General features: G+C 47.3%; 18 protein-coding genes and 1 pseudogene. 12 read left to right on the top strand and 7 right to left on the bottom strand.

Going from position 1 to position 19462, the window contains the following annotated elements; genetic code table 11:
- Window positions 1-1980: hypothetical protein (locus tag QUB08_RS17385; protein WP_333225877.1), on the top strand; the 1980-nt coding region annotated here is incomplete at its 5' end.
- 338 nt (window positions 1981-2318) lie between these two features.
- Here QUB08_RS17385 and QUB08_RS17380 read toward each other — a convergent pair.
- On the bottom strand, window positions 2319-2798 hold the full coding sequence (locus QUB08_RS17380) for an anti-sigma regulatory factor (RefSeq protein WP_333225876.1): 480 nt from the start codon (window positions 2796-2798) through the stop codon (window positions 2319-2321).
- 417 nt (window positions 2799-3215) lie between these two features.
- On the opposite strand from QUB08_RS17380, the gene QUB08_RS17375 reads away from it, so the two are divergent.
- Window positions 3216-4352, top strand: coding sequence for a SpoIIE family protein phosphatase (locus tag QUB08_RS17375; RefSeq protein ID WP_333225875.1), 1137 nt, complete (start codon window positions 3216-3218; stop codon window positions 4350-4352).
- Window positions 4353-4408: 56 nt separating this feature from the next.
- On the opposite strand, the gene QUB08_RS17370 is transcribed toward QUB08_RS17375, so the two are convergent.
- The 4 genes from QUB08_RS17370 to QUB08_RS17355 all read right to left on the bottom strand — a co-directional run bounded on the left by QUB08_RS17370 (window position 4409) and on the right by QUB08_RS17355 (window position 6766).
- Window positions 4409-4735, bottom strand: coding sequence for an STAS domain-containing protein (locus QUB08_RS17370; RefSeq protein WP_041623653.1), 327 nt, complete (start codon window positions 4733-4735; stop codon window positions 4409-4411).
- A gap of 239 nt (window positions 4736-4974) precedes the next feature.
- Window positions 4975-5679: a helix-turn-helix domain-containing protein gene (locus QUB08_RS17365; protein WP_333225924.1), complete on the bottom strand. Its 705-nt coding sequence runs from the start codon at window positions 5677-5679 to the stop codon at window positions 4975-4977.
- Window positions 5680-5888: 209 nt separating this feature from the next.
- A complete protein-coding gene (gene dps / locus QUB08_RS17360; protein ID WP_333225874.1) occupies window positions 5889-6437 on the bottom strand; it encodes a DNA starvation/stationary phase protection protein Dps in 549 nt (182 codons plus the stop codon).
- Between the two features lie 68 nt (window positions 6438-6505).
- A complete protein-coding gene (locus QUB08_RS17355) occupies window positions 6506-6766 on the bottom strand; it encodes a sulfiredoxin (protein WP_333041516.1) in 261 nt (86 codons plus the stop codon).
- A gap of 146 nt (window positions 6767-6912) precedes the next feature.
- Between QUB08_RS17355 and QUB08_RS17350 the strand changes: the two are divergent.
- The 3 genes and pseudogenes from QUB08_RS17350 to QUB08_RS17340 form a co-directional block, all read left to right on the top strand.
- Window positions 6913-7011, top strand: a pseudogene (locus tag QUB08_RS17350) (DUF433 domain-containing protein); the annotation flags it as partial.
- Window positions 7012-7140: 129 nt separating this feature from the next.
- Window positions 7141-7605, top strand: coding sequence for a hypothetical protein (locus QUB08_RS17345; RefSeq protein ID WP_333225873.1), 465 nt, complete (start codon window positions 7141-7143; stop codon window positions 7603-7605).
- Window positions 7602-8279, top strand: a complete 678-nt coding sequence (locus QUB08_RS17340) for a hypothetical protein (protein WP_333225872.1) — start codon at window positions 7602-7604, stop codon at window positions 8277-8279. Before QUB08_RS17345 ends, QUB08_RS17340 begins: the two co-directional genes overlap by 4 nt.
- Before the next feature lie 72 nt (window positions 8280-8351).
- Here QUB08_RS17340 and QUB08_RS17335 read toward each other — a convergent pair whose 3' ends face one another.
- Window positions 8352-9014: a DUF1345 domain-containing protein gene (locus tag QUB08_RS17335; RefSeq protein WP_333225871.1), complete on the bottom strand. Its 663-nt coding sequence runs from the start codon at window positions 9012-9014 to the stop codon at window positions 8352-8354.
- Between the two features lie 212 nt (window positions 9015-9226).
- On the opposite strand from QUB08_RS17335, the gene QUB08_RS17330 reads away from it, so the two are divergent.
- The 7 genes from QUB08_RS17330 to QUB08_RS17300 all read left to right on the top strand — a co-directional run bounded on the left by QUB08_RS17330 (window position 9227) and on the right by QUB08_RS17300 (window position 19153).
- Window positions 9227-9481, top strand: a complete 255-nt coding sequence (locus QUB08_RS17330; RefSeq protein ID WP_333082338.1) for a hypothetical protein — start codon at window positions 9227-9229, stop codon at window positions 9479-9481.
- A gap of 181 nt (window positions 9482-9662) precedes the next feature.
- The gene (locus QUB08_RS17325; RefSeq protein WP_333225870.1) at window positions 9663-10637 is read left to right on the top strand and encodes an Hpt domain-containing protein; all 975 of its coding nucleotides are present in this window, start codon (window positions 9663-9665) and stop codon (window positions 10635-10637) included.
- Window positions 10638-10864: 227 nt separating this feature from the next.
- The gene (locus tag QUB08_RS17320; protein ID WP_333155895.1) at window positions 10865-11329 is read left to right on the top strand and encodes a Fur family transcriptional regulator; all 465 of its coding nucleotides are present in this window, start codon (window positions 10865-10867) and stop codon (window positions 11327-11329) included.
- 1014 nt (window positions 11330-12343) lie between these two features.
- On the top strand, window positions 12344-14563 hold the full coding sequence (locus tag QUB08_RS17315) for a DUF3824 domain-containing protein (protein WP_333225869.1): 2220 nt from the start codon (window positions 12344-12346) through the stop codon (window positions 14561-14563).
- A 47-nt stretch (window positions 14564-14610) separates the two neighbouring features.
- On the top strand, window positions 14611-16617 hold the full coding sequence (locus QUB08_RS17310) for a DUF3685 domain-containing protein (protein ID WP_333225868.1): 2007 nt from the start codon (window positions 14611-14613) through the stop codon (window positions 16615-16617).
- A 212-nt stretch (window positions 16618-16829) separates the two neighbouring features.
- A complete protein-coding gene (locus QUB08_RS17305; RefSeq protein ID WP_333225867.1) occupies window positions 16830-17315 on the top strand; it encodes a CRR6 family NdhI maturation factor in 486 nt (161 codons plus the stop codon).
- A 305-nt stretch (window positions 17316-17620) separates the two neighbouring features.
- Window positions 17621-19153: an NAD(P)/FAD-dependent oxidoreductase gene (locus QUB08_RS17300; RefSeq protein WP_333225866.1), complete on the top strand. Its 1533-nt coding sequence runs from the start codon at window positions 17621-17623 to the stop codon at window positions 19151-19153.
- Between the two features lie 111 nt (window positions 19154-19264).
- On the opposite strand, the gene QUB08_RS17295 is transcribed toward QUB08_RS17300, so the two are convergent.
- On the bottom strand, window positions 19265-19462 hold a 198-nt coding region (locus QUB08_RS17295), incomplete at its 5' end, for a hypothetical protein (protein ID WP_333225865.1).

Raw genomic sequence — 19462 nt, 5'->3', positions numbered from 1 at the left:
AACGGATTGCCCCAACCTTCTGCGCCATCTACTGACCCCGATTACATTATTCCACCTCGCATCGCTCCAGACGAAAAAATTAGCCCATTCACGACCAATTTACTTCTCAATGACATTCCTATCAGCCATCTAACTGAATGGGAGTTTAGTGGTTTCAAGACTTTTGCTGACACCACAGACAGCGATATTTTTTTTAATGGCACTCTCAAACTTAACGGTCGAGTCAGTGAAAGCTTAAGCCGAACTAATATTTATAGAGTAGACCAAAAAGCCACTTATTTGCAACTGCGGACTGTTCCCCTAGAACGAACAATTACAACCACAACTACCGCACCCCAAACCATGACGGGGTTAGAAATTCAAATGAGTTTAACGGCGGCTTGTATTTTTCCCAATACTCCCAGTGACCAACAATGTACTTATACCCCAGGTTTAGTTATCGATCGCAATAGTATAGATCCAGAGTTTTTTGTACCTACCCGCGTCTTTCAAACATCTCAGGTTGGGGATGTTCTCAAACCGGAAACTTTGGCTTTTATGCAGCTTCCAGGCTTTCAAGGCGGAACCAGCAGTCAACCGATTGGCGTCGATTTTTATTTTCCCAATTCCGGTGCTTATCCGGGAAACAGCCAATCCCAAAAAACAAAAGTTGAGAGAAAAGAAGAAGTTGACTATACGATTGCAGGTACTGTTTCCCGAGTTCGTCAAGTTGTGAAAGCCAATGATCGAGAAGCCGTTTTAGGACGGACGATTCGAGGATTTACTCTCTTTGTTGATGATGAAAATCGCTGGCTAAATACGGCAATTCAAGCGGGGGCGCAACTTTTACCCGATGTCATTCCTGACCTAGAAGGCAGTAAAAATCCGGTTAATACTAATATCAACCGCAACTTATTTTTAGCAGCTAATAATACTCGTTTACCCAGCAGTAGTTTTACGATATATTCCGCCGGACTCGGACGAGCCGAAAGTTTAACGCCTAATGTCACCAGCTTAAGTCAAGTTCCTAGAGCGAATTATAACAGCCTTTGGCTCGGTCTTTCTCCCGTGATCGATCGCGCTCTTGAAGATGGTCGAACCTTTTACGACCCAACAGGCCCACAAGTCACCCTTGTCGGTGCTGGTGCAGAAGGTGGAGCAAATACCAATGTACAGTTATTCTCTGCGGTCAACCAAAATCAGTATTCTACGGCCAATTTGCAGAATTTTTATGCCCAAGTTTATTTAAGCTTTTTACAGCAAGATGTCAACTTTGTGAGAGAAAGTATCTATCGGGAAGAAACCCGTTACTATCCTCACCTCAGCTTTACCGGAAACTGGACAGGAGGCGAAGATATCCTGCGATACTATACGGGTGTGATTGCTTCGGAAAAGCCCAAACTCTACCTCGGTGCTGATTACACGAGAAACACGCTAAACAATTGGAGTTTTCGCGGCGGTGCCATTGGTTATCTCAACCCCGATCGCGATTATTACAGCCAACTTTGGGGGAGTGTAGCCAAAACCTTTCGCTTCAGTAGGCGGGCAAATTTAACCTTATCTACTGGCTTCAATTATGCTCTCGATCGAGAAACAAGAATTGGTGATGTAGTTAGTCTTTCACCCGCTAGTGAAGTAGCCCTTAGCGCTCGCCTGAATTGGGGAATTTTTTCTCTGGGTTTGACCAACTATGTTGGTGATATCCTACCCAATTCCTACGACGATCGCTTACTCGCTGAGTTAACCATCCGTCCTCTAAGCAATCTCACTCTGTCTGGTTATATTGCCCCCATCGATAAAAACTCCACTCGCTCTCTCTACGGTGCTAGTGTAAGTTGGCAACTGGAAAATAACTACAACAGTCCTACCCTATCCCTGAATTGGCAAAATAAGCAATATGATTATGGTGATGATGTTTTGGGGAATCCTTTATTATTGAATGATAATGTTTTTACGATCCTCTTTCGCATTGGTTCTCCAGCTAATCCGCTCTCTCGTTAATCTTACTCAGATTAAAAGCCAAGTAATTTGCTCAAATAAAAACTCAGACTTCTGCCTCATCCCCGCCTGTGAACCGTTTGAGAAAATCTAGGCCAATAGGAACTCTCACCGAGATTACCTCATTTGCGAGTTAATCGGCTTCGGACGGCAGTGCCATAATATTTTAGTAGACTAAGTACGGAAGAACCGGAAATACGGATGCTATGGGAATTGCTAGTATCTAGGGAAGCAGTCAAATCAAAATATAATAAACTGCTACGCAGCTTAACAGCCACGCACGGTTCTTAGGGAAGGGTTGAGGGGCTACCCTCAACCCTTACCCGCTAAAAATATTAGTTTTATTTTCGATCGTCGATACAGGGAGTATAATTTTTGACGATCGACAAACAGTTCCGGCCATCAGCCATTCTCTCGTAACTAATACTGTCTGCGATGTCTTTGATCAATTTTAGCCCCCGCCCGCCCGGAGAGTGAATATCGACTTTTTCCGAAATATCTCTGATTTTTTTCTCTAAATCAAACGGATCGCCCGAGTCCCAAATTTTAATCTCTAAAGATTCAGCGAACACCGCCACCTGAATCTCAACAGGCAAATCCGCTGGTTTCCCCTTGTGGGCGTGACGCACCGCATTCGTAAAGCCCTCAGCCAAAGCCAACTGACACCTTATCCACACACTTGTAGGAATTCGCGAGTCGTACAATTGTGCAAACCACGACAAAACCCAGCTTAATCCATTCAGACCTGTATTGACTTGAAGATCCGCTTTTTTTAGCATCGGCAACTTTTGGGAACCCTTTAATTCAATCACGCTCACCACAGAAGTTCTTCATCGGCCCGTGGGCAAAATACAACCAGAAAAAATACCCTGAGACAAAATACAACGGCGGCCAAATTGAATGGTAGTTTGAGGATACTAGCTTTGGTGGGCCGTGGATCAATGTCTAATCCACTAATCGGTTAGCCACTATACCATAAGTAGCATTTTCATGTCAACCAGCGACGGTAGCAAATAAAAGTCTATAAAAATTTATATTCTGAGTATAAACTGAGTGAAGTTCGATCGCGCCAAATTTCCATCAAATTTTAACGTAAATTGAACTCAACGACCCGCCCTCAAAAGCAATTACCTCGAAAGCGATGTCAATCAACTATACTCAATCTCAGACAAGGGCGCTGACAGGATATATTTTAAATGACCCCCAGACCTTGAAAAACTTGTAGTACCTAAGTGCCCATGTTTCAAATTCTGGTTATTGACGATGATACGGCTGTTCAAGAACTGCTGAGAAGAACCCTGAAAAAACAGGGTTACGAAGTAACAGTAGCAAGCAATGGCTATGACGGTGTAGCCCAGGCGCAAAAATTGCGTCCGGCCCTGATAATTTGCGATTGGATCATGCCGCGCTTGACCGGCATAGATGTGTGCCGTCGAGTCAAGGCAGATCCGGATCTGTCAACTACACAATTCTTTTTGTTGACTTCTTTGGGTTCGATCGCCGATCGAGTCAAAGGCCTCGACGCCGGTGCCGACGATTTTATCTCCAAGCCGATCGAACTCAACGAGTTACAGGCAAGAGTACGCGCGGGATTGAGGCTGCACCAACTCAGCCGAGATTTGAAAATTGCCAAGCAAAGTCTGGAAGCAGAGTTAGCCGAGGCCGCCGAGTACGTGCAATCGCTGCTGCCAGATCCGATGACGGAACCTTTCAGCATCGAGGCAAAATTCATTCCCTCCCGGCAGTTGGGGGGAGATTGCTTCGACTACAACTGGCTAGATGCCGATTATCTGGCGATTTACTTGCTAGACGTAGCCGGTCACGGTTTGCGGGCTGCCCTGCCTTCTGTGGCCGTGCTGAATTTGCTGCGATCGCGCACGCTCCCCAACATAGACTACTACAAACCCAGCGACGTGTTGCGCGCCCTGAACACCACCTTCCAGATGAGCTACCAAAATGACAAGTATTTCACCATCTGGTACGGCGTTTACAACCGCATTTCTCGCCAGCTAGTTTATGCCAGCGCCGGCCATCCACCGGCCGTGTTAATTTCCCAGTCCCCTGCGAGCACCGCTAAAATCCAGCGATTAAAAACCCCCGGAATGCCGGTCGGGATGTTCCCCGACGCCCCCTATGTCGATAATTGCTGCGATGTCGAGGACTTGAGCACTCTCTACATCTTTAGCGACGGGGTATACGAGATCCACCAACCTGACGGCAATATCTGGGGGCTTGACCCTTTCATCGACCTGCTAGCAGCTTACAACGGTGCAAGTGCCGACCAGTTAGAGCTGGTTTTGAACTACATTCAAAAGTTGAACGCTAAAGCAGTTTTTGATGATGATTGGTCTTTACTCAAGGTAAACTTTGGCTAGCTGACTTCTTGCATTGCATCTGCGACCAAATAGCAAGAAGGCAGCAGCCCAAAGATTTAGTTAGTTGAGAGAATTTTGCTATTAAAAGCATCGCGGGTTTGAAATATCTCGAAAACTCGATCCATACTGGTGAGTTCAAATAAGATGCGGATTTGCTCGTTGATAGAACAGACAACCAATTGACTCCCAGCGGCCCGGACTGTTTTGAGTGCCAAGACTAAAGCCCCCAAACCAGAACTATCCATAAATGTCACATCAGTGAAGTCTATCAATACCACATCGGCTCCCGCTTCCACTAGGTCGCTAATCTCTTGGCGGAATTGACTTGCCTTGGTGCCGTCTAAAATGCCAGAGGGCTGAATAATTTTAACTACAGGACTCATATTTTGCGGTGGGAATATCAGAATTACTAGCCAGACTACGCTAGTATAGCTGCGAGATGGACTCCGATCCAAATAAGAGAGGGGGAAAGCGCCAGAGCCTGAGAGCGGGAGAATAGTTTTGAGGGCAAAAGATGGTGCTCGTCGCGGATCGTAAGGCCGATCGCAGTCGCAGCGCTTCGCCTGGAGTGAATTTTGAGAGAGGGACAATCTTTGTTCTGCCGAATGCCTTCTGGTATTAATCAAACTGAGCTAACTTTGGCGCGGTAGAGCAGTTTTTCGCCTTGTCTGTAGCCTGTGTAGCGGACTTTGACGGGTTCTCCGGGTTCGGCTGTTCCTTCCATGAGCTGGTGCTGTTGGGGATTGTAGGGAATTTCGGCTCCGACTGGGGCGATCGACTCCACTCCCCAATGCTCTAATAACTGCTCGACTGGCCGCAGCAAGGGCAGTAGTTTCTGAGCCCGCAAGTTGTGATTTTCCTGAGCTTTGCTCGCAGCAGTCGGCCACTGCAACATCCAAGATTCTAAAATTTGCACGCTAGATAGCTGGAATTCCTGCATCAAAGATTCTCTCTGCTGTTCGATCGAAGCTTGCAGGCGCTGATATTCTTGTTCTAGGGCGGTCGGTGGTGCCTTTTCTAACTCTACATAGTTTGGCGTCAAGGTTGCGAGCAGTTCGGTTAAGGAAATTTGCAAAGCTTGACTAATTTTGAGCAGGATGTCGGCTCTGGTTTGCAGGGCTAAACCGCGACGCAGGCGACTTAGCTGGATCTCGGAAACTCCTGCTTTTTTGCTGAGTTCTCGATCGCTCGAAACCCCCGCCTGTTCCATCAGGCGTTGCAGTTGAAGAGCATAATCTGGAATATTGGCAGTCACGAAAAACTCATCCAAATTAATAAATGGACATATTCTCGATCGTAAACTGTCACGAGCCTTAAGGAAATACATCTGTGGGGCGGGCATTTTGGGAACCCACCCCACAATTATTTTTGTGGCACAGGCATCTTGCCTGTGGCGGGCAAGATGCCCACCCCACAATTATTTTTGTGGCACAGGCATCTTGCCTGTGGCGGGCAAGATGCCCACCCCACAATTATTTTTGTGGCACAGGCATCTTGCCTGTGGCGGGCAAGATGCCCACCCCACAAGAGTTGTGCCTATTTGACTGCAACTTTCTCAGCGACGGCTGTTGCAGTTGTCGCAGAACCTTGCAAATGTGCTTCTAGGAACCACAAACGCTTGTCAATTGTCCGCGAAATTTCGGTGTACAGATCCGCTGTATCGGCATCGCCGAGTTCGTCTGCTTTGTCTATGGCGACTCGCAGGTGTTGGGCGTAGGGTGCGTAGCGATCGGCTAAAGCCGTCACGTATTCTTTGCCGTCTAAAATGTCGAAAGGAAATTCTGGCAGGATCGAATCTGCGGCTGCTGTGCGGGCTGTTCCTACAGCCAAACCGCCCAAAGCTGTGACCCGTTCGGCAACCAAATCGATGTATTCTTCGAGTTCTGTTGCCATTTCGTCAAACAGCAAGTGCAACTGGTAGAAGTCCATGCCTTTAACGTTCCAGTGAGCTTGTTTGACTTGAGTTTTTAAGTCCAGAGTCGTTGCCAGCGTGGCGTTGAGCAGCCCGACTACTTGAGAGCGGGTGGCGGCTGACATATCGATGCGGGTCGGGTAAAGATGTTGTTTGTGGTTGTTGGTAGTCATAGGTTTTTAGCTTGTTATTAGTGATTGTCGATCAAATATTTGCCTGTCGTGAATTTCTGTTGAGAGGCTCAGGCTAGGTGCATCTGCAACACCGCACGGGGAGCTCGGCGTATTTTACAGCGGATAGTTTCTAAACCGAGACGCTGGCAAGCTTCGTACCGGTGGCAACCGGAAAATCCGTAATACTGACCATCTACTTCTAGCACGTCGATGGGTTCGTTTAAACCTACCTCGCGGATGGATTCCATGAGGGCGGCTACTTTGGTTTGGTCGTTGACTCGCGGCAGGGGGCGGCGAATCTGGTTGAGGGGTATTTCTTCGATCCTCATGGCGTTGGTCTGTTTTGCTTCTTATTAAATCATACTCGTAATGACTTCGACTTGGCAAGCAAAATGAGGAATTACGCAAAAACCTGCTTTCGAGATGATTACTCGGTAAGATGGAGACGAACAAAGCAACTTGCAGGCAACCCCTGATGAACTCAACGACTGGCTGGTTAACTCGCATTACCCAAACCCCCGGTCAGTGTCCTTGTCGTCCCTGCATTCGAGGAATGCGAATTCGAGTCACGGACAATTGACAATTCGCTATATTAGGGATGCTAGGTGATATTAATGGGTGAGCTGCGATAGACAAATGTGCGATCGCTTGTCTATAAAAGAAATTTACTACATAGCAAATAAATTCGCTACGATCTAATGCCATGATGAAAACATCCCAACCAGATATTATTGTGACAAGCCAAGACGGAGAATATCTGATAATCGTTGAGGTAAAGCTCAAAAACATCAGTGTTAAAAACGCTATTGCACAGCTTAAACACACTATGGCATCTATTGGTTGTTCAGTTGGACTTGTCGTAGCTGGCGATCGTGTGATTCTCCTTCGCGACTCCTTAGAGAAATATAATGGTGAGTCAATTCATATAGTTGGTGAAGCGAATCTTCCCGATTCTTTGCTACCACTGGCAGATGAGCAATGGAAAGGAGACCCTGCTATTGAGTTTGAATCGCGAGTTCAGCGATGGCTTGAGAAACTAAAGCTGACTGCCAGTATCGAGAACTTGCCCAATGACTTAAGAAACCTACTTGGCGAATCAATAATTAGCCTTCTCCGAATTGGCGAAGTAAGGGCTGCTGGCCCTAGATGGAGTAAGGTTGCAAAATGAAGCCCAAGGCAGTTTTAGTTGAAACAAATTGGGTAGTGGATGTTATTGCTCCAGCATACTTGCAAAGTCCACAGGCTATGCAGTTGCTCGAACGTGCTCAAGCTGGTGAGTTTAAGTTATATGTGCCTGCAATATGCCTTACAGAAGCACGCGAAACTGTACCTCGCAGGTTTGCTCCAGGCTCTCACTCTAATGATTTCCGCAAATTTGTTAGATGGGCAAAAGATCTAGGTCGAGTGACCGCTGAGGATGCAGATGCAGCATATCGGGTATTTGCTAAATTTGATGGATTAGTCGCAAATGAACTGACGAAAGTGAAAGTTTCAGAACGATTGGATGAATTAGCGAACCATCCTAGTCTAAACGTCTTTCAGCTTTCAGAGCCTATGCTGGAGCGCCAAGTATCTATTGGTGCAATGGATGATCTCTTCCTTAAACCGTATGATTTAGCTGTTTTGGCGGCTGTGATAGTTAAATCTGAAGAATTACAGCAAGAGGGGCATCCCTGGGTTGGTTTCTGTGAGCTAGACTCCGATCTTCAACCGTGGGACAAATCCGGTTCCCGGAAACGTGTTCTTAGCGATCTCTACGATGATGTCCGAATATTCGTGTACGCTAACTTCCTACTAGAAGATGTAAGTGAGCTTCCCGATGGTTGGACTACTTCAATTTAGCAATTACACCTAACTATTATTAGAATCAAAGTTTCCGCATCATACTCGAAATCATACCACTGCTACTAAATCCTATCCATTCAATCCAGCAATAATATTGACACTCATAGCCAGAATAGCGGTGTTAAAAAAGAACGACAGCACGCTGTGAAAAAGCACGAGATACCTCGTGGAACGAGAAGTTATCTGCACGTCTGCAACTTGGCAAGTCATGCCAATACCAAAGGAGAAATATAAAAAATCTTTGTAATCTGGTTCCTCGTAGCCCGGAAAATCCAAACCCCCCGCCTGCAAGTAGCTGCCGTGCTGCTTGCTGCGGTTTTTGTAGTAGCTGCGGGCATAGTGCATGGTGAAGATAGTGTGTACCTGCATCCAAGAGCCAACAATTGTCAGCACAGAAAGCCCCAAGTGCAGAAATAGCAAATCCGGGGACAGGCCTTTGGTATCGCGCAGCAGGAAGAAAATGGCTAAAAAGCTGGCAAAAGCGGCTGCCGTAATCGTACTTAAGATTGTTAAGCGACCAGCGTCCAACTGCTGAGCGTGGTGGCGCATCATTTCGGGAGTGCCTTGCAGCATCAGCATCCAAGTTAAAATCAGGAAACTGACCGCGCCCGCGTTCCAAATGCACAGCGTCCGAGTCAGGAGGAAATAGTGAGGCGGCAGGAAAACAGCGACTGCTATAGCAAACAGAACAGACACAAACAGGCGGTGCCGGACGCTCCAGACCCAGTGCATTTGAGATTTGGAAACATTTCTCACAGTAATCTAGCCTAAGTTAGGCACAGTAAGGGTTTAGAAAATCTTAACTGCTATCTTTTCAGGAAATCCCCAAAGATAATGAATTGGTAACGCGCAGCACAGGCATAATTTTTCATGCCTTTCGATAGATCGATCGACCTCAACGTTCTAGGTACAGTGGGATAAAAGATAAATTGTGGCTTGAAATTATGGCATCCTCCCAACCCCTCAAAGGCATTGAATTGATCGACTGCGCCAAAGCTAACGCCCAACAAGGAATCGCCACAGCCGCGAAGCTTTGCGGCTACGGAGGCGACCTCAACACCTTCGAGCGGGAACTAAAAAAGGCTTGCCAAGACATCGGCGTCGAAGTCAAGGAGTTAAACGACTTGATTACGAATCAGCAGATGATGAAACAAGGAATGGGCATTGAAATTGCTCCAGATACTCCCTCAGAACTCTAGGCTCAATCTCCACCGCACCAGTTTTAGAGCTAAGATTGCCCTGACACCCGTATTTTGAGTCTGCTAGCTGAGGCAGGCTAGAATGTTTTGCATGGGAGCTTCCGACTCGAGGTAGGAGTCGCGTTTTCTCCCGCGAAGAGGGTGCTTTCTGGAGGGTGCACAGATTGTTAGGAGGACTGTCGTGTCAGATCAGCAAGACCGAATTATGCGTTTGTTTATAGAGGAGGCTAAGGAGCACCTCGATACTCTAGAAAATGGTTTAGTGGATTTAAAGTCCACGATGAAAGACCCCGAAAGCGTCCAAGAGATGTTTCGAGCCGCCCATTCCGTGAAAGGAGGGGCGGCTATGCTCGGCTTAGATAGTATTAAAACAACCGCTCACCGCTTGGAAGATTGTTTTAAGGTGCTCAAGGACGGGCCCGTCAAGCAGGTTGACCAAACGGCAGAATCCCTATTTTTAAAGGGAGTTGATACGCTTAAGGACTTGATTGGGCGACTGGAGGGGCCTTTCGGCTTGAGGAATGAGGAGGGAGAAAAACTCGTGCAGCAGGTGATGCCTGTTTTTGCTCAACTGGAAACTCACCTCGATAAATTGGCGTCGGGCAAAGTGCAGGTGCTTGCTGCTGGGTCTGGTGCCCCCGCCGCTCCAACAGCGGGTGCTGTGCCGGCGAATTTTGCTGTTGAAGTGATGACTTTACTCAAAGAAATGTTGCAGGTGTTCAAGCAGAAAGAATCGGCTGCTAGTCGCTCTGAGTTGACGGCTGTGTGCGTTCGCCTCTATAAGTTGGGAGGTAAAATTGAGACTTGGCAAAATTTAGTAAAAACAGCTAGAGCAGCGATCATTAATCCCAAAAACTCTTATAAAGTCTTAGCTCCGCTGATTATCAAAGAACTCAAGGAAGCTGGCGATTTAGTACAAGTGGGGAAAGTCAAGGCGATCGTTCCGAGTAAAAATTTGCTACTTTTGGCAGCAAGCCCAAAACCTGCAGAGCCCAGCCCCCCAGCCGTTTCAGCAGCCCCAGCAGCAGCCTCGAAGCAAGTCGCACTTCCCGCCGAACCGAAGGCGGTAGTCAAGCTTTTGCTCAAAACTTTCAACAAAAAGCAACTCTCGGAAATCGCCAAGTTACTGGTTAACGCCATCAAATCCTCAAACTAGGAGGTGTTGCAGTAGAAGATAGAATCAAAGCAATATTTGTGAGGCGGATAATTGTCTGGGGGTGCTGGCAGCCGGAGTTGAGCAGCAACTCAAAAAAATTCACTCACTCGATATTTTTGCCCTCTACCTTCTACTGTTGGGCAAGCCTGCGTTAGAATTAGTGGATATGTAGGCGTGCAATATTGTACCAGAATTAAAAATCGAGCAGGCTTTAGAAGGCGGTAGCTGTGAAACCAATTCGTTCATTAGAAGATGCTTTAAACCGCTGTCAGGCGATGGGAATGCGCTTGAGCCGCCAGCGTCGATTTATTCTAGAACTTTTGTGGGAGGCAAAAGAACACCTCTCGGCTCGCGAAATTTACGATCGCCTCAACAAACAAGCGCATTCGATCGGGCATACTTCTGTGTATCAAAATCTAGAAGCTTTGTCGAGAGCAGGGATTATTGAGTGCATAGAACGCTCGGAGGGACGCTTGTACGGCAATGTCAGCGACTCTCACTCTCACGTCAATTGTCTTGATACGGCTCAGATTCTAGACGTTCATGTGGAATTGCCGATCGACTTAATCGAGCTAATCCAAGAGCAAACGGGTGTCAAAATTGTAGACTACCGGATAGATTTCTACGGATATCGATCGGCCGAGTCCGCCACGCAAGCATCGAGTGTCAGCGATACGCCAAAGGCTTCGTAACGGATAAAGCAGCGGCTTTTGGAAGCAAAACCGAGCTTTGTGCTGGGCCGATCGGTGGTATAAATGATTTAAGTATTTTGCTGGGTTCGATCGGTTTTTTTGCCGTAGCGCGCCGGAATTCGGCACAGTAGAAAAAAAATGAAAACATAAAAATGAAACTCGATCGGCAAGTTTGGCGATCGGGAATAAAATTTACGACTAAACCCAAAAAATCAGTTCTACCGGCTACTCGTAAAAGTGTAAACCAAATCCGGCTGTAGTGCCCCCTTGATTTTTTAATCTGCTCGGAGGAGACGAAAGTTTGTGTAGTTGCGGTTTCAAATGCTGAGTCTGATAAGGAAATTTCTGACCCGGATTTAATATAAGACCTTAGTGTGAACAAACCTGACGGTCAACTGAGTACAGTTAGACCGCAGGCTTCTTTTTCCTTTTTTTTCTCATGCTTTTTATAGTGAGGTAGTTCCACCCCCACTTGCTAATATAGTATCAGAGTATTTCCCGATCATCTTGGGGTATAAAAGAATAATTGTCGGTTTCCGTACCGAAACCCGACGCGCCTTTCATCACGCGGGCGTAATTCCCAACGGGGTACGGGGCCCAGCGCTCTGATTAATCCCCTCTAAATATACGCCCGGGACTTCCCGGCTGGTAGTTAATCCTTACCCCAATTCATCTGCGGAGTCAAATCTAAAATCTAAAATCTAAAATCTAAAATCTAAAATTGATGGACTGACGGGGGCTTTATACTGTTTTTTCTGCTAAACGGCCCCGGAATCTGTCAATAACTGTTTGATAACTGGTATGATTTACGTGCCTCAAGAGCCTAAAATACTCGGAAGCAACCAGTGGGGCCAGACACAAACCTCACTATAAAACGCCGTAGAGGGAAAGATGGCCAGTACCTTGAAGGAAGTTCTCGATCTCCTTAACAGGAGTTAGAAGCCGACATCACAATCTATGATTTGATGTGGGAGTGTCACGTGAAGAGTGCGCATTACAGGACAGGCTGAAGTAATGGCGAGACGACAATCTGACCAATTCCACACACCACCCCAATACAACCCATCCCCTAAACCGACGGCACAGTTCAGTGCAGAGGCGACAGGCGATGCGAGTTCCTTCGTAACGGCCGGGCCGACCGAGGGAAAAAGAACTTTTTGGCAGTGGCAGCTTATCTGGCTGAGTCTCCTGGTGGGATTTGGAGTAACCGGTGCCGCTGCATTTCTGTGGTTGCTGACGATGCCGCCACCGCCGAATTGCCAGCAACTGTCGCCGCTGGCGGCGGACGGAGAGCGACTTTACTGCGCTCAACAAGCTGCTAAGTCGGGCAAGCTAGAACAGCTAGAATCGGCAATGGCATTGGTGCAGGCTTGGCCGAAAGAACATCCGCTATACTCGCAAGGTCAACATTTGATAGGGGAATGGTCGAAAGCCATTCTGGGATTTGCCAGGGCAAAAATTGAACTGGGCGATTTGAAAGGCGCTCTGGAGATTGTGGCGAAAATTCCGAAAACCAGTCCGTCTTACCCAGAGGTACAGGAGGCTGTGACTGCTTGGGAAAAAAATTGGCAGGAGGGCCAAAAACTCTACGATACAGCCCTAGAAGCTTTGAAAAGTGAGGATTTAAGGAAGGCTTGGGATTATGCTCAAGCTTTGTTCAAGCTGGAAAATGTTTTCTGGAGTCAGAAGCGGTACAACGAGCTGATCCAGCAGATTTCTTTGGAAAGAAACGGCTGGCAACGCTTGCAAGAGGCTAGAGATTTGGCGAAGGACGGAACTCCGCAAAAGTTCGCTGAGGCGATCGTCCTGGCTCGCAAAATAGACTCGCAGCTTTTTGCCCGCGCTAAAGCTGAGAAGGAAATTGAGGGCTGGAGCCGGACTTTGCTGGCAATGGCTACTAAGCGGTTGGGGGCGAAAGACCTGCCGGGGGCGATCGAGGCTGCTTCAGTTGTGCCACAGGATTCGCTACTATTTGCGGAAGCTCAAGATTTGATGCAGTTGGGTAGAGCTCAGGCAGTGACTTGGAACCAGTCGATATCAACTCCGCTGCCACAACACATTTTTAGCTTGCTTGAAGGGCAGGGGGCTGCTAGCCAAATAGCTCCGGGTCGCCCTCTGTACAAGCAAGCTCAAGTTCAAATTGAAAATTTGCAGGTGCAGTTTCAAGATTTGCTGCGGCTGCAAGTGGCGAGCACGATCGCTAGTTTCGGTCAGATAGGGACGTTTGGACTCGCGATCGAGCAAGCGCAAACTATCGGACTTAAGCAGCCGCGGCGGATTCACGCTCAAACTTTAGTGGCTTCTTGGCGCCGGGAAATTGAGCGGATAGAAGACCAATCTTTTCTGACTCTGGCGAAGCAGTTGGCAGAACCGCAGACGGTGGAAGGACTCAAGGGCGGTATGGCTCAGCTACTCCTGATCGCTCAAAACCGCCCCCGCAGGATAGAAGCGCAAACTCTGCTGGCTCAGTGGACGAAACGCATAGAAGTTATTCAAGATCAGCCTTTTTTGGATGAAGCGATCGCCCTGGCGAAGCAAGGAAAACTTAGTGCGGCTATTGAAAAAGCTTCGCAAATTAAGAGCGGTAGGACTTTGTACGCGAAAGCTCAGGATAATGTCTATCAGTGGGTGAGCGAACTGCAAGTGGCTCAAGACCGACCGATTCTCGATCGCGCTGCGGAATTGGCATCTCAAGGCAGTCTAGGAGCGGCGATCGATACGGCTTCCCAAATCGGTTACGGTAGGGCGCTGTATTCAGAGGCAGCAGGGGCGATCGGGCGCTGGAGTGCTGAACTCAGAGCCAACAGTGCGCCGCCGCCGGAACCCGCTCGCGAGTACGCGCCGGCTCCAGCAGAGGAGTACGCGCCAGCTCCTCGCCAGGAGGAGTACGCGCCAGCTCCTCGCCAGGAGGAGTACGCGCCAGCTCCTCGCCAGGAGGAGTACGCGCCAGAGCCAGAGCCTTACTATCCGCCTGCGAGAGAAGAGGCCCCGGCTCCCGAACCTTACAATCCGCCTGCTCCCGAGCCGGAACCTTACTATCCGCCCGCGAGGGAGCCGGAACCGGAACCTTACAATCCGCCCGCTAGAGAGCCGGAACCTTACTATCCGCCCGCTAGAGAAGAGGCCCCGGCTCCGGCTCCAGAACCTCCTCCTCCGGCTCCGGCTCCAGAACCCGCGCCGCCCTCGATTCCTGAATCGGCTGGGCCTCCTGATGCTAATTTGATCCCCGAGTAATTGGGTTTTCGCGCGATCGGTCTCTAAAATCTCAAATCTAAAATCAAGTGAGTAATTTCCAAGTGCTGACGATCGAGGGCGACCCCATTTTCCGGCTGGGGCTGCGAGTCGCTTGCGAGCAGTATCCAGACTTGCAAGTTGTTGCAGAGGTTTCAACGGCAACTGAGGGTTTGCGAGTTCTAGAAGCTCGCTCGCTCGACTCTGGAGCAGCCAAGAAGCCCGCAGATTTGGTAATTTTGGCTGTTGAAACCCTAAATTTGCGATCGGGTCAAATAGAGGCGCTGGCATTTTGTCGCGAACTCAAAACTTTGTACCCCAATCTGCCTCTGTTGCTGCTAGGCGGGCCGCTGACACCGGATCTGTTGGCGGAGGTACAGGCGGCGGGCGCGAATGGCTATTGTCCTAAAGGTAGAGATATTTCCCTGACAATCGAAGCTATTCGCGCGGTGGCATCTGGTGGCACTTATTGCCCGACAGATACAGCAACTAACGGGGAAATAGAACTAAATAATGCAGCGGTGGTTCAAACAGGAGAAAACTCCGCAGCAATTGCAGATAAAAATGCAGATAAAAATGCAGATAATTCGACTGTTGATACACCAGTACACAAAAAAATGCTGGCTTATTTTTGTCTTTCTGGACTACGGGAAATAGATGCAACTTTGGCGGTTGTTCAAGCTGATTTACAAGATATCAGATCCGCAGAACCCACAGATTTGCCATCTATTTTAGATGGGGTTGTACTCAGCGGACGCCGCAGAGAATTGCTGGCTGCTCGCTGGATTGTCAGTCAGTTATTATTTGAAGGAAAAGGGGAGAAGGAAGAAGGAAGAAGGAAGAAGGAAGAAGGAAGAAGGAAGAAGGAAGAAGGAACAGGGGAGAAAGCAGAAGGCAGAAAGCAGAGGGGAGAAGGCAGAGGGGAGAAAGCAGAAATTAGAGGCGAGAATTTGTTAAATAATTCTCCATCGCAATTAGCGAATTTCCAAGTTTCCACTGAATCTTTGGTGGTTGCAACTAATTGGCAAGGTAGCTTGTTTGATTCGGTGGCGGCTAAATTGCAGTTTGATTTGGTGAATTTGACTGGCTTGCCTTTGGAAATCGATATTTTGCGATCGCCCAAAAAGCGTGAATTGATGAGTTCCATCCTGCGGAAGTTAAAGGATTTGCTGGAGGAATTGCGCTTTTCGCAAGTGCAGCAAACTCAATTGTCGCAAAAAATGCCTGCTATTTTACGGGATTTGTGGGAGGCGACAATCATAGATTTTTTTGGGAGATACTATACACTGCCAACGGGAGAAACTCGGGTTTTTGATGGCAGTCAAACAAGCTTGAAACTGGCAGAAAGTCAAGGGGAAAGCGCTACTTATCTCTTGGCAGGCAGCGGCGTAGAAGTTGTGCCGATGCTGCTGGCAGATGCTGATGTAGTTGCAGGACAAATCCTTGACAAAATACCGATGACAGTTGATTTTTTTGCACATTTGTTATTTGAAACTCCTCTAACAGTTGACAATGTTTCTTGTGTTTCTGGCAGCCCGGAAGCAATGCAGCGAGCTGAAGCTTTGTTGGAAAATTTGGCAATACAAGTTGCTAGCGGAGTGGTACAGCCTCTACTAAATAATTTGGCAAATATTGAAGAAATTAAGCAAATTTTTTACGATGGTAAGTTGATTTCGACGCGAGAAATTGAGCGGTTTCGGAATGAGTTGTCGTGGAGATATAGCTGGGATAGATATTTTGTGGAACCGAAAGCTATTTTTGAAAGCAGGTTTTGGCTGTTTGTTTTGGGCGATTCTGGAATTAAGAGAATTTCTATTTATGCTCCGAGAAATCAGGAGTTAGCACAGTTGTCTGGGTGGCAGTTAGCCTTGACTTTGCTGCTGGAAACCAGGGATGCGATCGCACCTAGAGTTCGCGCGGTTATTTCGCTGTTAGGCGCTGGCGTTGTTTACGTTTTGACTCAGGTTATAGGGCGGGGAATTGGTTTGATAGGGCGGGGAATTATCCAGGGGATTGGTAATTCTTTGCAAGATAGCAAGTTTGGGAAAAATGGGTAATTGGGAATTGGGCATCGGGAATTGGGCATCGGGAATTGCTAATTGATAATATTGAATAATTGGGCATTGGTAGTGATATTATAGGTAGGATAGATATGAGATGTGACACCATTCTCAATAACCTGTAGGGGCGGGTTTTTCCAACAATATTTGGTTGAGATCGATAGTCTCATAAACCCGCCCCTGCCCAACTGCTATAGGGTTGACTTTTTATGAGTATTATGATATCGATAGATGCCGATCGCATAAACAGTTTAGATTTGTCTCCGGTGCGAAGTGTGATTGAAAAGTGGCTGGCAGAAGGAGCGATCGCCCAAAACGAACAACAGCTACAATTTGAAATTGAGTATCCGCGCGAAGAGTTAGATCCGCGAGAAATTTCGGAAATTCCCGAAGTGCGGCTGTGGTTTATTCGCTTGGATGCTTGTTACCCTTGGCTGCCATTTTTGCTGGATTGGAAAGCGGGAGAATTGGCGCGCTATGCCGCGATGTTGGTGCCGCACCAGTTTCACCGAACCCAAGGTATTCAGTACAATCCTGAAGCTTTGGAAATGTTTTTGATGAACAAAATTTTTGTGTTGACTGATTGGTTTAATCAGCAGGGAATCCCCAGTAAATCGAAGTTGATGGCGATGTCGCAGATGTTTGGTTATGATTTGGAGGATGCTTTTTTTGATGTGATTGTGCCGCACAAATAAGCGATCGCGCATCTAATTAACATAGTCATAATTAGGTAAGTCAGTGTATACCTAAAGACTTACGCACCAAGGTAGAAACCCGGTTGATTCCTTTGTGGGGCGGGCTTTCCAGTCCGCCTCCGAAGCTATAAGTTCCATCCACAGCAGCTTAATTAATCTTAACAGCAACCGCAATCCGGCTTTAATACAATAGTTTAGCCAGCGCGCCTCGCAAAACAGTTGCTGGACTTCACAATTTTCTCAGAATTGAGAGTTAGTTTAAATAGACAACGATCGCCCGATTCAATCGATCGAGGAAATTTACCATGAAAACAGATTACCTCATCGTCGGCAGTGGTTTATCAGCACTGGTTTTCGGAGCTTTGATGGCAAACTCCGGCAAAACCGTACACATCCTCGAAGCTCACGAACATCCCGGAGGCTTTGGCCACACGTTTACGATGGCCAAAAAATACACCTTTAATGCCCAATTCCACTACGTTTGGGACTGCGGCGAAGGACATACAGTCAATCGAGTTCTCAAAAAACTCGGTCTCGATCGAGATGTCACCTTTGAACGGTACGATCCGAATGGCTACGACCACATGAGAATGCCTGGGTATGCGCTCGATATTCCCTCGGAACCAGAGGAACTGATCCGGCGATTGTCGGCGCTGTTTCCCGAAGCGGGCGAGAGAATCCGCCAATTCGTCAACGAAGTCGAGAAAACAGGCGAAGGACTCAGAAAACTCGCTCCTCCCGTCAAACCAATTGAATTGCTCAAAAATTTCGGTGACGTATTCTGTGCCGTCCAACATCTCAACAGTACACTTCAGGACGTTTTCGACAAGTTCCAACTCCCGCAAGCTGCCCAAACCTTATTAGCCCTGCAATGGCCGGACTTTTTGCTGCCTCCAAATCAGCTTTCTTTCTATGCTTGGATTGCCTTGTTTAGAGGCTATCAAGAAGGTGCATTTTACCCGACACAGCATTTTGAAGATGTCATCAATTCTTTAGTTAAAGTCATTGAATCCAACGGGGGGAAAGTTCTATTAAACCATGAAGTCACGAATTTTAGGGTGACAAACAAAACAGTAACGGGAGTTGAAGCGATGGATTTGACGACCCATCAAACCCATGAATTCACGGGCGACACGGTGATTTGCAACCTTGACCCGAAAAGAGCGGCCAAAATGATTGGAGAGGAACTGTTCTCTAAAAAAGTAAAGCGGAAACTTAACTATGAGTATTCTGCATCTAACTACATGGTGTACTGCGTTGTCAAAGACATCGATCTCCGAGACTATGGATTTGGCAAATGGAATACGTTTCATTCGGAACACTTGGATTTAAATGAAGCTTTTGCTCAAATGTATGAGCAAAATGATTTTTCTCGTCCGAGCTTTGCAATTACAACGCCAACTTTACTGACGGAAGCGTGGCGAGATTGTCCAGAAGATTGTCAAATTGTCGAATTTCTGACGGTTGCTAATTACAGCTATTTTAAACAGCTTTGGGATAGGGATCGCAAAGCTTACAGACAGAAGAAACAAGAGATTCTGGACTCGATTTTAGATGTTGTTGAAAAACACTATGTTCCGAATTTCCGCAAACACATGGTCTTTCATGTTACCGGAAGTCCGACGACTAACGAGCGCTTCTGTTGGTGTCCTAACGGTAATTCCTACGGTTCTACCCTGACGCCGAAAAACATGGGGGTCGATCGACTAAATCATGAAACATCCCTCAACAATTTCTATTTCTGCAACGCCTCCTCCGGCTATCCAGGCTTTGCGCCGACATTTTGGACGGGTGCGCTGCTTTATCAACGTTTATCCGGCGATGCGATTTTAGGCTAAGGAAAATTGACAATTGGTTATTTTCCCGTTTCTCTCGTTCCTTGGCAAAGCCAAGGAATGAATTTCACTCTTGCTCTGCCTACTCTTAATAATCTCTCGTTTCTGCTCTCATTATCTCGTTCCTTGGCTCTGCCAAGGAATGAATTTCACTCTTGCTCTGCCTCCTATTAAAAATGACGATGCAGAGACTCTATAAATGCGCTTCCAGGTATAACCTGGAAACGAGAATTTCTTCCTTCTTCCTTCTTCCTTCTTCCTTCTTCCTTCTTCCTTCTTCCTTCTTCCTTCTTCCTTCTTCCTTCTTCCTTC

It is taken from the genome of Microcoleus sp. BR0-C5, assembly GCF_036705045.1.
Classification (GTDB): Bacteria; Cyanobacteriota; Cyanobacteriia; order Cyanobacteriales; family Microcoleaceae; genus Microcoleus.
Note: the sequence above shows the minus strand (reverse complement) of the source record. Positions and strands in the feature narration are given on the sequence as shown.